The sequence below is a fragment of the Sorangium sp. So ce1153 genome, assembly GCF_051521595.1.
Lineage (GTDB): Bacteria > Myxococcota_A > Polyangia > Polyangiales > Polyangiaceae > Sorangium.
On sequence record NZ_CP150361.1, the window covers coordinates 8,135,075 to 8,149,636 of the forward strand.

General features: G+C 72.1%; 3 protein-coding genes (1 of these 3 running past the window's edge). All 3 read left to right on the top strand.

Features of this window, described 5'->3' with window-relative positions; genetic code table 11:
- Nucleotides 1-2,092 carry the end of an SDR family NAD(P)-dependent oxidoreductase gene (locus tag WME85_RS29195; protein ID WP_437825877.1) on the top strand. It extends 16,781 nt beyond the left edge of the window, so 2,092 of the gene's 18,873 nt are visible here — the last part of the coding sequence; its start codon lies beyond the left edge, outside the window; the stop codon is at nucleotides 2,090-2,092.
- Entirely contained in the window at nucleotides 2,089-13,488 is an 11,400-nt protein-coding gene (locus WME85_RS29200; RefSeq protein WP_437825879.1) for an amino acid adenylation domain-containing protein, read from the top strand. The genes WME85_RS29195 and WME85_RS29200 overlap by 4 nt, the downstream gene beginning before the upstream one ends.
- A gap of 120 nt (nucleotides 13,489-13,608) precedes the next feature.
- Entirely contained in the window at nucleotides 13,609-14,430 is an 822-nt protein-coding gene (locus tag WME85_RS29205; RefSeq protein WP_437825881.1) for a Coq4 family protein, read from the top strand.
- The last annotated feature ends 132 nt before the right edge of the window (nucleotides 14,431-14,562 follow it).

Genomic DNA, 14,562 nt, shown 5'->3' on the forward strand with positions numbered 1-14,562 from the left:
GCGGGCTCGGCTCATGGATCCCATGCAGCGGCTCTTCCTGGAGAGCGTGTATGAGACGCTCGAGGACGCCGGCTACACCCGCGCCATGCTGTCGAAGGACGGCGGCAAGGTCGGCGTGTACGTGGGCGCCATCTACCATCATTACGCCATGCTCGCCGGAGACGAGGCGACCCGCAGCCTCCTGCTCTCGGCCTTCGGCGCCCACATCGCGAACCACGTGTCGCACTTCTTCGACCTCCACGGGCCCTGCTTTGCGGTGGACACGACCTGCGCGTCGTCGCTCACCGCCATCCACCTCGCGTGCGAGGGCCTGCTCCTCGGGCGCACGGATCTCGCCATCGCCGGCGGCGTCAACCTCTCCCTCATCCCGGAGAAGTACCTGGGCTTGAGCCAGCTCCAGTTCATGAGCGGCGGCGGGCTCAGCCGCCCGTTCGGCGACAGCGACGGCATGATCCCCGGCGAGGGCGTCGGCGCCGTGCTGCTCAAGCCGCTGGATCACGCGGTCCGCGATCGCGACCACATCCACGCGGTCATCCGGTCCAGCGCCATCAGCCATGGCGGCGCCAGCACGGGCTTCACGGCGCCGAACCTCAAGGCCCAGTCGGACATGTTCGTGGAGGCGCTGGAGAGATCGGGCTTCGACCCTCGCACGATCAGCTACGTGGAGGCGGCCGCCAACGGCGCTCCGCTCGGCGACCCCGTCGAGGTCAACGCGCTGACCAGGGCGTTCCGGCGCTTCACCGCGGACACGGGCTTCTGCGCGCTCGGCACCGTCAAATCGAACATCGGCCACCTGGAAGGGGCCTCCGGCGTCTCCCAGCTCGCCAAGGTGCTGCTCCAGCTCCGGCACGGCGCGCTGGCGCCGACCATCAACGCCGAGCCGAGGAATCCGAACCTGCACCTCGACGACACCCCGTTCTACCTGCAAGAGCGCCTCGAGGACTGGCCGCGACCGGTCATCGCCGGCCGCGAGGTCCCGCGGCGCGCCATGATCAACTCCATCGGGGCCGGCGGGGGGTACGCCACCCTCGTGGTGGAAGAGCACCGCCCGCCGCCGCGCGACGCTGCGCCGGGCCGCTCGCCCGCCGGGCTGCCCGAGCTGTTCGTGCTCTCCGCGAGGAGCCGCAAGAGCCTGCGCGAGCTGGTCGTCAGGATGCGCAGCTTCCTCGCCGAGGCGACCGACCTGCGCCTCGACGACGTGGCCTACACGCTCCAGGTGGGGCGCGAGGCCCTGGAGCTGCGCCTCGCCGTGGTGGCGGACACCGCGGAGGCGCTGATCGCGGCGCTCGACGCCTACCTGCGCGATCCCGAGGTCCCCGCGCCGGGCGTCTTCATCGGCCAGACGGACGGCGACACGGCCAGCGGCGCGGTCGCGCCTCCCGCCCAGGCGATCCGCACGCCCGAAGAGGCGGCGCGCAGGTGGGTCGCGGGCGCCGCCATCGACATGGACGCCCTCTATCCCCGCCGCGACGCGCGGCGCATCCCGCTGCCGACCTACCCGTTCGACCGCAGGCGGTGCTGGCTGGACCCGGTGCTCACCGACGAGGCCTCGTCGAGCCCCGCAGCGCTCTCGTCCGAGGCGCCCCGGCCCGCCGCGGCGCCGCCGGCGTCCCCCGCGCCGCCGGCGTCCCCCGCGGCCGCCGCGCCGCCCGCGCCGCCCGCGCATCCCAGCGCGGAGACCCGGGAGCTGGATAGCTACCTGTGCGCGCGGCTGGAATCCACGCTGGGCCTCGATCAGGGCGAGGTCTCTGCCCGCGCGTCCCTGCGGCGCCTGGGCCTGGACTCGATCCTGACCGCCAAGCTCAAGGTCACGCTGGAAGGAGAGCTCGCCATGACCATCCCCATGGAGGCCATGAGCGGCGAGAAGAGCGTGGCCGAGCTCGGCGATTACCTCTCTCGACGAGGAGCCCGCGCGCCGGAGAGCCCGGCGAAGGCGCGTAGCGGCCCCGCCGGGGCCGACCTGTCCACCTCCCTCAAGGCCCTCTCGGGCGCGGTGCTCCGGGAACGGTTCCTGGCGTTCGGGCACGACCTGGCCGGCGTACCGAGCGAGGAGCTGACTCGGCTCTACGCCATCCTGCAAGAGGAACGATGACGATGGAAAGCGCGATGAGCATCCAGGAGTTTGCCAACTTGTCTGCGGAGGAGAAGGTGCAGGTCCTCATGCGTTTGCGGGACCGACGCGCCTCGTGGCAGGCGGACCCCGACGGCTCCGCGGCTCGCGCTCAGGCCTCGCTCCGGCCCGTCATCACGGCGCGCCCGGGGGATCGCTTCCTCCCTTTCCCGCTGACGCCGATCCAGGAGTCCTTTCTGGTGGCCAAGCAGCTCGACAGGGCGGGGGATCATGTCGGATGCCACATCTACCTGGAGATCGAGGAGGCGCACCTCGACGTGCCGCGGCTCGAGCGCGCCTTCCACCGGCTCGTCGTCCACCACGACATGCTCCGGACCGTCGTCCGCGCCGACGGCACCCAGCAGGTCCAGGAGCCCCGGCAACCGCAGCGCTTCCCGGTGGACGACCTCCGCGGGCGCCCGGGCGCGGCGCTGGATGCGCACCTGGAGAGCGTGCGCGCGAGCATGTCCCACCGGGTATACGAGCCAGGGGCGTGGCCGCTCCACGAGATCCGGATCACCCGTTCGAGCGACGAGCGCAGCGTCATCCACGTCAGCATCGACGAGTGGGTCCTCGACGCCGCCGGCCTCAACCTCCTGCTCACGCAGTGGTATCGACTCTACAGCGATCCTGACGCGACCCTGCCCGTCTGCGAGCTCAGCTTCCGCGATTACGTCCTGGCCTCCAGGGACTTCGAGCGCTCGCCGGCCTACCAGGGGGATCTCGCCTACTGGTGCGAGAAGCTGGCCCAGATGCCCGGGGGCCCGGCGCTGCCTCGCGCCGAGCGCCCCACGCGGCCCGCGGGCCGCGCCTGCTACCCCCGGCGCCGCATCCATGGGCGGCTGGCGGAGACGCCGTGGCGCGCGCTCAAGGACAAGGCGCGGGAGCTGGACGTCTCCACGACGGCCCTGCTCCTCACCCTCTTCTCCGAGGCCCTCGCCTCCCACAGCGCGCCCGGGCCGTTCTCCCTCACGCTCACGTATTTCAATCGCCCGCCGATCCACCCGCACATCGAGCTCCTGCTCGGCCCGCTCATCTCCACCCACCGCTTCCTCGTCGAGGGAGCCCCCGACCTCACGTTGCAGGAGAAGGTCCACCGCAGCCAGCGACAGCTCTGGCGCGACATGGACCATGACCGCGCCGACAGCATCTCCGCGCTCCGCGCCCTCAGGGCGAGGCGCGCGGCGCCCCCAGCGAGCGCGGTGGTCTTCACCAGCGTCCTCCACAACGTGAGCAGAGAAGCCCGGCAGCAGGGGCGGAGCTTCCTTGATCAGATCGCCTATTCGGTCACCCAGACCCCGCAGGTCTACCTGGACCATCAGGTCTACGAGAAGGACGGCGGCCTGCATTTCACCTGGGATGTCGTCGACGCCGTCTTCGCGCCTGGGTGCATCGACGCCCTCTTCGACGCGTATTCGAGGCTGCTCGAGGCGCTCGCGGCGGAGCCCTCGCGCTGGACGTCGCCGGGACGGCGCGAGGAGATCCTGCGCCCGCAACCCCCGCGCGGCGGCGAGCCCCCCGGGCCCTCCCCGGCGCCGGTCGCCGAGGGTCTCGAGATCATCGCCCGGCCGGAGGATCGTTACCAGAGGTTCCCCCTGTCCGATCTGCAGCAGGCCTATTTCGTCGGCCGCACCGCGTTCGCCGCCAACGGGGGCGTGAGCTGCCAGATGTACCAGGAGATCGAGCTCCGCGATCCGGACCTCGCCCGCCTCGATCGGGCGTGGCGGCGCGTCATCGACGCCCACGAGATGCTGCGCGCGGTCATTCACGCCGACGGCACCCAGAGCATCCGCGCCGAGGTCCCGCGCTACGTGATCGAGGTCTCGGACCTCCGCGCGGCGTCGCCCGACGCCCGCGCAGAGGCCCTCGCCGGGACGCGGGAGACCATGGTCAACCGGGTGTTCCCCCTGGATCAGTGGCCCTTCTTCGATCTGCGGCTCTCGCTCACCGAGCCGTCGAGGGCCGTCCTCCACCTGAGCATGGATCTGCTCCTCGCCGACGCGACCAGCATCCACCTCGTCTTGAAGCAGCTCTTCACCCTGTACGAGCGGCCCGAGGGGCCGTGCGCCGCGCCGCAGCTCTCCTTCCGCGACTACCAGCTCGCGCTCAAGGACCACGAGCGCACCGCGAGCCACGCGCTCGGCGTCTCCTACTGGCGCCGGAGGCTCGCCGATCTCCCCGGCGGCCCCGAGCTCGGCATGCGCCTGCCCGACAGCCGGGGCGACCGCCTGCGGCGCCGGCAGTTCGACGGCATCCTGGAGCAGTGGTCGCGCTTTCAGGAGGGCGCCGCGGTCCTCGGGGTGTCGGCCGAGGCCGTGCTGCTGGGCGCCTATTTCGAGGTCCTGGGCAGCCGCTCCAGCCGGCGACCCTTCACCGTGGTCGTGGTGCGCTGGGATCGGCCGCCGGTGCACCCGGAGATCGGCGCCGTGGTCGGCGATTTCACCGCGGTGAGCTGGATCGTCTCGCCGCCGGGCGAGACCTTCGCCGAGCGCGTCCAGCACCTCGAGCGCACGCTCTCCGAGGATCGCGAGCACCGCCTTGTCAGCGGCTCCCGGGTGCTGCAGCAGATCGCCATCAAGTCCCGGAACAGGCAGTTCCTCACGTTCCCGGTGGTCTTCACCGGCCTCGGGCCCAGCCTCAGGGGCGACCTCCCCGGCACCGTCTCTCTGGGATACCGCATCACCCAGACACCCCAGGTCTACCTGGACAACATCAGCATGGAGGCCGACGACGCGCTGCGGCTCCACTGGGACTCGGTCGAGGGCGTCTTCCCCGAGGGGCTCATCGAATCGATGTTCGACGCTTACTGCCGCATCCTCAACCGGCTGGCCCGCGACCACGCCGCCTGGCACGAGCCCCGGCTCGACGCGCCGCCGCGCGCCCCCGCCAGCCCCGCGCCCCTGCCCGCGCCCCTGCCCGCGCCGGAGAGCCGTGACCCCGCGCCCGGCGCCGCCCGGTACCGGACGACCCTGCACCGGCTGATCGAGGAGCGCGCGAGCCTGTGCCCCGACCACGTCGCCCTGATCTTCGAGCGCGACCGGCTCACGTACCGGGAGCTCAATCGCCGGGCCAACCAGGCGGCGCGCCGCCTGAAGCGGCTCGGCGTCGGGCCCGACACCCTGGTCGGCGTGCTCGCCGACCGATCCACCGAGATGGTCATCGCCCTCCTGGCGATCCTCAAGGCGGGTGGGGCGTACGTGCCCATCGACCCCACGTACCCTCGCGAGCGGATCGACTTCATCGCCGAGGACGCCGGCCTCTCGGTCCTCCTGCTCGCGGAGGAGCGCCGCCGGCTCTCGTCGTTCCGCGGCGCCCAGCTGTGCCTCTCCACCGAGCGGCACCTCCTGGACGGCGAGGCGGAGCACGACCTCGGCCCCACCGCCGGGCCGGATCACCTCGCTTACGTCATCTACACCTCCGGATCCACCGGCAAGCCGAAGGGGTGCATGATCCCTCATGACGCGATCTGCAACCGGCTGCTCTGGATGCAGGACGAGTACCGGCTGACGTCGGACGACCGCGTCCTGCAGAAGACCCCCTATACGTTCGACGTCTCCGTGTGGGAGTTCTTTCTGCCTCTCATCGCCGGCGCGACCCTGGTGATGGCCAGGCCGGAGGGGCACAAGGACGTCGCCTACCTGGTCCGGGTCATGGAGGAGCAGCGGATCACCACATGTCACTTCGTCCCCTCCATGCTGAACTTCTTCCTCAAGGAGCCGGCGCTCCCCACGCACCTCCGCCAGGTGTTCACGAGCGGCGAGGCCCTGTCCTACGACGTCATGGACACCTTCCTGCGCCGCTCCCCGGCCAGGCTCCACAACCTCTACGGTCCGACGGAGGCCGCGGTGGACGTCACCTACTGGCCGTGCGAGCGCCGGCCCGATCGCAAGGTGCCGATCGGCCGCGCGATCTCGAACGTCGAGATCCACATCCTCGACGGCGCGCTGCGGCCCGTCCCCGCGGGCGCCGAGGGTGATCTCTACATCGGCGGCGTCTGCCTCGCCCGCGGTTACCTCAACCGGCCCGAGCTCTCGCGCGAGCGGTTCGTCCCGAGCCCTTTCAACCCCGGCGCCCGCCTCTACAACACCGGGGATCGCGCGCGCTACCTGGACGACGGGGACATCGAGTACCTGGGCCGGCTCGACGCCCAGGTCAAGCTGCGTGGGTTCCGCATCGAGCTCGGGGAGATCGAGGCGGCGCTGAGCGCCCACGAGGCCGTGCAGGGCGCCGTGGTCGCCGTGCAGGACGCTCACACGGAGGACCCCAAGCTCGTCGCCTATCTGGTCACGGGCGACCGGCCCTTTCCAGCGCCCGGCGCCCTCAAGGCCTACCTCAAGGAGCGCTTGCCCGACTACATGGTTCCGAACCGCTTCGTGGCGCTCGCCCAGATCCCGGTGACGGCCCACGGCAAGCTTGACCGCAAGGCCCTGCCCTGGCCGGTGCCGTCTCCCGCAGCCCAGCCGGAGCCCCTGCCGGCCGGGGCGCCTCCGGGCGCCGCCCCGGCCCGGCGGCCAGCGGGCGTCTCGAGAGAGGCCGCCCAGGAAGAGCTCCAGCGCATCCTCGGCAAGGCGCTGCACCTCACCCGCCTCGATCCCGGCGCAGATCTCTTCGAGCTGGGCGCCACCTCGCTCACCATCGTGCAGGCGTCACAGCACATCGAGGAGCGCTTCGGCGTCGGGCTGCCGGTCGAGGTCGTCCTGGCCGAGCCGACCCTCGACGCCATCGCGCGGCACGTCGCCGAGCGGACGGCCGCCGTCGCGCCCGAGCCCGCGCCTCCCGCGCCTCCCGCGACGCCCGCGCCTCCCGCGACGCCCGCGCCCCCAGCGTCCGCCGGAGCGGCCCCCGGCCCGATCGATTTCTTCTCCAGGGAAGATCGGGAACGCTTCAAGCAACAGCAGCTCCACCTGCGTCACGGCCTCGAGGGCCTCCCGACCGTGGCGCTGGCCGACGCTCCCGTGGCCCCGCCCCTCTACCGCCAACGCGGGAGTCGCCGCGACTACCGGCCCGAGCCCACCTCGTTCGACGACCTCTCGCGCCTCCTCGCCGTCCTCCGGCGGTACCCGGGCGGCCAGCAGACCCAGCTCTGCTATCCCTCCGCCGGCGGCACCTACGCCGTGCAGACCTATGTTCACGTGAAGGAGGGCGCGATCGAGCGCCTCTCGGCCGGGATCTACTACTACCACCCGGACCGCAACGAGCTCGTGCTCATCAGCGATCGGCCCACCATCCGCCGGATACACCACTTCTATTACAACCGCGAGCACTTCGACCGCGCCGGGTTCGGGCTGTTCTTCATCGCCCAGACCGACGCCATCCAGCCCATCTACGGCGATCAGACCCTCACCTTCGCCGCGATCGAGGCAGGCGCGATGATCCAGGCGCTCATGAGCCATCAGGCGGAGGCGAACGTTGGCCTGTGCGCCATGGGAGGGCTCGATTTCGACGCCATCCGCGCCGACTTCAAGCTCGGGAGTGGACACCGGTACATCGCCTGCATGCTCGGGGGCCGCGTCGATCACGAAGGTGGCGGGCGGCAGGGCCGCGCGAGGCTGCTCGAGCGCGCGGGGGCGGACGGCTCGCACGAGGCGACCGCCGCGAAGGCGGACGCCTCCCGCCGCGAGCGCGAGGCTCCCGCCGGCTCGCGCGAGATCGCGGTCATCGGCCTCGCCGGCCGCTACCCCGGCGCGGACACGCCACATCAGCTGTGGCGAGCGCTTCGAAGCGGCCAGAGCGCCGTGACCCGGCCGCCCGCCGGGCGCTTCGGCGCGAGCGCCCCGCAGGGCGACGAGCCCCGAGGCGCCGGAGCCTCCCCGGGGTGGGGCGGCTATCTCGAGCGGCTCGACCGCTTCGACAGCCTCTTCTTCGGCATCTCGCCCGCCGAGGCGAAGCTCATGGATCCCCAGGAGCGCCTGTTCATCGAGGTGGCCTGGGAGTGCCTGGAGGACGCCGGGTACACCCCCGAGGAGCTCCGTCGCGCTGCCCCCCGGGTGGGCGTCTTCGTCGGCGCCATGTGGAGCGACTACCAGAGCGTGGGGCTGGAGGCGTGGCAGCGGGACCGCCGCGCGAAGGCCGTCGCGTTCCACTCCTCCATCGCCAACCGGATCTCCTATCTCTTCGACCTCCACGGGCCGAGCGTGGCGATCGACACCTCCTGCTCCTCGGGCCTGACCGCGCTCCACCTGGCGAGCCGGAGCCTCCGGCTCGGCGAGTGCGACGTGGCCCTGGTCGGCGGGGTCAACCTCCTTGGTCACCCGTTCCACCCCGACCTGCTCGAAGGCCTCAATCTCACCTCCAGCGACGACAAGACGCGCGCCTTCGGCGCCGGCGGCACCGGCTGGGTGCCCGGCGAGGGCGTCGGCGCCGTGCTGCTGCGGCGCCTGCCCGAGGCCGAGGCGCGAGGCGAGCACATCCGCTGCGTCCTCAGGGGCACCGCGCTCGCCCACGCCGGCAAGGCGCCGCGGTACGGCATGCCGAGCACGCGCGCTCAGGCCAGGTCGATCCGTGACGCCCTCGCGGACGGCGAGGTCGCCGCGTCGGAGATCGATTACGTCGAGTGCGCCGCCACCGGCTCCGGCATCGCGGACGCCTCCGAGATCGACGCGCTCAAACAGGCGTTCGAGGGGCGGAGCCCTGACGGCCCGCCGTGCGTCCTCGGGTCGGTCAAGCCCAACATCGGCCACCTCGAGTCCGCCTCGGCCTTGTCCCAGCTGACCAAGGTGATCCTCCAGCTGGAGCACGGCGAGATCGCCCCGACGCTGCACACGGAGCCGCGCAACCCGCTGATCCAGCTCGACGGCACGCCCTTCCGGATCAGCCGCGAGCTGTCCCCCTGGCCCAGGGCCGCCGGGGCGGACGCGCCCCCGCGGCGGGCGCTCATCAATGCATTCGGCGCCACCGGATCGTCCGCTCACGCCGTCGTGGAAGAGTACCGGCCTCGTCGCCGGGCCCCGGCCCCCGCGACGGCCGGCCCCGAGCTCTTCGTGCTTTCCGCGGACACCGCCGAGCAGCTCGAGGCCCATGCCCGCGCGCTGGCGGAGCACCTGCATGAGCGCTCGACCGCGCGGTCGCTCGACCTCGCGTCGCCGATCGCGGCCGCGGACATCGCTCATACCCTCCAGGTGGGCCGCCGCGCGATGGACGAGCGCCTCGCCATCCTCGCAGGCGACCTGGACGAGCTCGAGGCCCGCCTGCAAGGCTTCCTCGGCGGGCACGGCGACGACGGCGAGCGCGTCTTCCGGGGCCGCGCCTCGTCGCCGCGCGATCGAGCGCCGCTGTCCCCGGACGCGCCGCTCCCTGCGCTGGCGCGGGCCTGGGTGAACGGAGCATCCATCGCCTGGCACGACCTCTACAGCGAGGGCACGCGGCGCCGCGTGCCTCTCCCCACCTATCCCTTCGCCCGCCCGTCTCACTGGCTCGGTCGGCCCGCCGGAGGCGGAGACGCTGCGGCCCCCGCCGTCGCGCGCCGGACCGGCGAGGACGTGCCCTCGCGCCGGACCGGCGAGGACGTGCCCTCGCGCCAGACCGGCGAGGACGTGCCCTCGCGCCGGACCGGCGAGGACGTGCCCTCCCCCCTGGCGCCTGCCACGGCGGATCCCGCCCTGCGCAAGGCCACCCTCGGCCTGCTGTCCTCCTCCTTCGCCGAGGTCGCCGAGATCCCGCGCCGCAGCCTCGATCCCGAGGTCCCCCTGGACCGCTATGGCCTCAACTCGATGCTGATCGCCCAGCTCTCCGCGCGGCTCGAGGCGCTCCTCGGTGAGCTGCCGAAGACCCTCCTCTTCGAGCACCACACCCTGGCAGCCCTCACCGACTGGCTGGTCGCCCACCGCGGCGACGCGCTCCTCCGCCGCCTCGACCTCCCGCGGCGAGGCGTGGAGCCCACGGCGTCGCCGGGCGCGCTCCCCGCAGAGCCCGCAGCGCGTCGCGCGCCGGCGAGAGAGAGCTCGGCCGCGCCTGCTCCCGCCCGCACGCCGGCCGCACCTCTCGATAGCTTCGACATCGCCGTCGTCGGCCTGAGCGGCCGCTACCCCGGCGCCGACACCATCGACGCCTTCTGGAACAACCTGCGCCAGGGGCGCGACAGCATCACCGAGGTGCCGGCCGATCGCTGGGACGCTGCCGCGCTCTTCGACCCCGCGGGAGGCTCCGGCAAGACCCGCCAGCGCTGGGGTGGCTTCCTCGATCGCGTCGATCGCTTCGACGCGCTCCTCTTCAACATCTCACCGCGCGAGGCGGCGAGCATGGATCCCCAGGAGAGGCTGTTCCTGGAGGTCGCCTGGTGCGCCTTCGAGGACGCGGTCTACACCCGCAAGCGGCTCGCCGAGGAGCAGGCGCGCGCCGGGGTGGGGGCCGGCGTGTTCGTCGGCAGCATGTACCAGCAGTACTCCACGCTCGCCCGGACGCCTGACGCCGGGGCCTCGTCGTCCTTCTGGTCGATCGCCAACCGGGTCTCCTACTTCTTCGATCTGCACGGGCCGAGCCTCGCCGTGGATACGGCGTGCGCCTCGTCCCTCACCGCGCTCCACCTGGCCTGCGAGAGCCTGCGCCGGGGCGAGTGCTGCCTCGCGCTGGCCGGCGGCGTCAACCTTCACCTCCACCCTCACAAGTACGTCGCCCTCGATCGCCTGGGCCTGCTCGGGAGCGGCGCCGCCAGCAAGAGCCTCGGCGACGGGGACGGCTACGTGCCCGGCGAGGCGGTCGGCGCCGTCGTGCTCAAGCCGCTCGATCGCGCCGTCGCGGACAACGACCGCATCTATGGCGTCATCAAGGGGAGCTTCACCAACCACGCCGGCAAGACCGCCGGGTACGGCGTCCCCAGCCCCGGCGCCCAGGCCGACCTGATCGCGGCAGCCCTGCGCCGAACGGGCATCGATCCCGGGACCATCGGCTATATCGAGGTCGCCGCCAACGGCTCTTCCATGGGCGACGCGATCGAGCTCGCGGGTCTCACGCAGGCGTTCCGCCGGTTCACCGCCCGGAAGCACTTCTGCGCCGTGGGCTCCGTCAAGTCCAACATCGGCCATCCGGAGGCCGCGTCGGGCATCGCTCAGCTCACCAAGGTGCTTTGCCAGCTCCAGCACCGGACGCTGGTTCCCACGCTCCACGCCGAGCCGCACAACCCGAGCATCGACCTGAGGGACAGCCCGTTCTATATCCAGCGAGAGCTCGCCCCGTGGACGACGCCGCCCCTCGCCGGCGAGGGGGGCACCGCGGATCTCCCGCGCCGCGCCGCGATCAGCTCGTTCGGGGCAGGCGGCGCCAACACCCACCTCCTCGTCGAGGAGTACGCGGCGGAGCCCCCCCCGGACGACCGGAGGGACGAGGGCGCGGCTGCCGGCGCGGTCATCGTCCCCCTCTCCGCCCGGACCGCGGGGCAGCTGCGCGCGTACGCCGCGGCGCTGGCGGACGACCTGGAGCGCCGCTCGCGCCCGCGCGGCGACGACGGGCAGGCGCTCGCCGATCGCGACCTGACCGCCGTGGCCTATACCCTTCAGGTCGGGCGAGAGGCCATGAACGAGCGCTCGGCGATCGTGACCACGAGCCTCGGCGATCTCATCAAGAAGCTGAAGCAGCTCGCCGAGGGCCTGACGGACGTCGACGATCTCCACGTGGGCAGCGGCGCGGCGTCGATCTCCGCCCTGATGCTCGACGGCCGCGAGGGCCAGGCGTTCCTCTCGATCCTCGTGGAGGACGGTCGCCACGACAAGCTGGCCCGGCTCTGGGTGAGCGGCGCCCCGATCGACTGGCGGGCGCTCTACGGCGGATCGACGCCGAGGCCCCTGTCGCTGCCTCACTACCCCTTTGCCGGCAACCGCCACTGGCTCGACGAGGAGGCGCTGCCGAACGGCGCCGCCCGGAGCGCGACCGCGGCGCCTTCGGTGCGGAGCGCGGATCCTCCGAGCGCGGCGCTGCCCGAGGAGCCTGGCAGCGCGCCTCCGGGCGGCGTGGCCCGGCAGGTCGTCGCGCAGGAGCTCACGGCGATGCTCTGCGATGTGCTCAAGATGCAGGCCATGGACATCGATGGCGACGAGGCATTCCGCGACTACGGCATGGATTCCCGCCTCTCTGCCGCCTTCATGCGGTCGGTGCAACAGCGGTACGGGTCCAGCGTGCCGCTCAGCGCCGCGCACACCCATCCCACCCTGAACCAGCTCACGGCCCACGTTCATGGTCTCGTGAGCAACAACGGCGCAGCAAGGCTCCCGTCCGCCGCGCCCCTCACGGCGACCTCGCCGTCGATCGCCGATGCCCCGGCGGCGTCCGCAACCCCGGCGGCCTCCGCAGCCCCGGCGGCCTCCGCAACCCCGGCGGCCTCCGCAGCCCCGGCGGCCTCCGCAACCCCGGCGGCCTCCGCAACCCCGGCGGCCTCCGCAACCCCAGCGGCCTCCGCAACCCCGGCGGCCTCCGCAACCCCGGCGGCGCTCCGCGAGGCCGGGGTGCCTGATCCGCGCGCTGCGGACGTCCTGCCCGGCGCGGACAGCTTCGCCCCGCCGCTCGAGCCGGGGCCCAATCCCGACGAGCTCGTCGTCATCAACCCGCGCGGCTCACGCGGAAGCTCGTTCTGGGTGCACGGCGCGCCGGGGCTCGCGCAGCCGCTCTATCCCCTGTCTGCTGCGCTCGGCGCAGACTACCCGTTCTTCGCCTTCCAGGCCCGGGGCGTCGACGGGCTCGCCATGCCCTTCACCAGCATCGAGGAGACCGCGGCCTATTACGTCGCCTGCCTGCGGCAGCTCCGCCCGAACGGGCCTTACGTCGTGGGTGGGCTGTCCTCCGGCGGCATCATCGCCTTCGAGATGGCCCGGCAGCTCCTCTCGCTGGGGGAGCGCGTCTCTCGGGTGGTCATGCTCGACACCTACCCCGCCGTTGCCGGGCTCGCGCAGGAGACGCCGGGCGACATCGACCCGATCCTGCCGCTCCTGCTCATGGCCAACTCCTTCGTCAGCTTCGATCGCGATGGGGACACGGCCATCAAGCCCGACGACCTCGCCGGGCTCCCTCCGCCGATGCAGCTCCCACGGGCGGTGCAGCTGATCAAGGAGCGGAGCCGCACCGCGCTCAGCCGCGATCAGATCTACAGGATGCTCAACGGGAACATCGCGGTCTACAAGCACCTCGACCTCGCTTGCAGGAAGTACCAACCCCGGATCCTCGACGCCGTGGACGTCCTGTTCTTCAAGGCCGAGAAAGGCTTCTTCGGCGGAGCGAACCCGCTGGGGCTGCCCATCCTGGACGTCTTCTCCTCCTATGACTACGTGACCCCGTGGCGCCAGTGGATACGCGGAGGCCTGGAGGTCGTCGAGCTGCCTTGCGCCCACGTCGACCTCCTGGAGCCCCCGGCGCTCCACCAGGTGGTCGCCCACGTCCGCGAGGCGCTGGCATGACAGGCGAGCGGGCCGCCCGTGCCCCGCGAGCGCGGCGCCCGAGCGCCCCGCACTGCGTTGACTATCGAGAAACCTGACAGACAATCAGCCGACAAGGCTCTTTAACGGACGGGATTCTGCATGACATCGACGGCGCGACACCTGAACATCCACGATGAGCTCCCCCACACCGCTCCGCTGCCCCCGCGCGGGCTGGAGTGGGGCAAGGCGTTTCGGCTCGCAAAGGAGTGCACACAAAAGCCCTTCACGGCCGAGCTCTCCTACGAGCTCATCTTGTCGCTCGACGGCGGGGCCACCGAGCGCATGTTTCAAGACTTCCTCGCCGAGCCGGGGGCGCGCGCGCTGATCCTGAAGCAGCCCGACCTGGCCGCGACGCTGGCCGACACCGATCTACTCGGATCGATGCCGGAGGGCAGCCTGGGCCGCACCTACAAGGAGATGACGGAGCGAGACGGGTACGAGGTGAATGGAATCATCCACGTGATGAAGGCGGTCCCGACCTTCCATGAGGTGGCGCCGGATCCCCTTCGCCAGTGGTTCAGCTTCCGCGGCGCGGTGCTCCACGACGTCGCCCATGCGCTCACGGGGTACGGGCGTGACCTCGCGGGCGAAGTGGCGCTGGGTCTCTACCTCGCGGCGGTTTACCCGCCGTACCGGAGCGGGGTCGTGTATTCGTTCATCACCGGGCTCGCGGCGGTCACGGCGCCGCAGGACCAAAAGCTTCGCAACGTATCCTACCTGCGCGACGTGTGGATCCGCGGCCGCCGCTCGCGCATCCCCCTCAGCGCCCCGTGGGAGGAGCTGCTCCCGCTCCAGGTGGAAGAGGTGTGTCGGATGTTCCAGGTCCCGTCCGTGCGCGAGACGCACGCGGAGGGCATCCTCCGTGATGCCCACGAGAAAGGTCCCTGGGTGCCGTCGTTCAAGACGCAGAGCTGGGCGTAGCCCGCGCGCGCCGCGACGAGGCCCTGGCGGGCACGTCGCGGCGGCGCGGCGCGCCTCCTCCGCGCGGCGCGACGGCAGGGGCTCCCTGCCGGCGCGCGTCCGTTGGTCTGCAAGAACCCTGCGGTGGCCTCG

Excerpts from the sequence above, each read along its gene's own strand:
- WME85_RS29205 (WP_437825881.1), top strand. The coding sequence starts at position 13,609 with ATGACATCGACGGCGCGACACCTGAACATCCACGATGAGCTCCCCCAC.
- WME85_RS29200 (WP_437825879.1), top strand. The coding sequence starts at position 2,089 with ATGACGATGGAAAGCGCGATGAGCATCCAGGAGTTTGCCAACTTGTCT.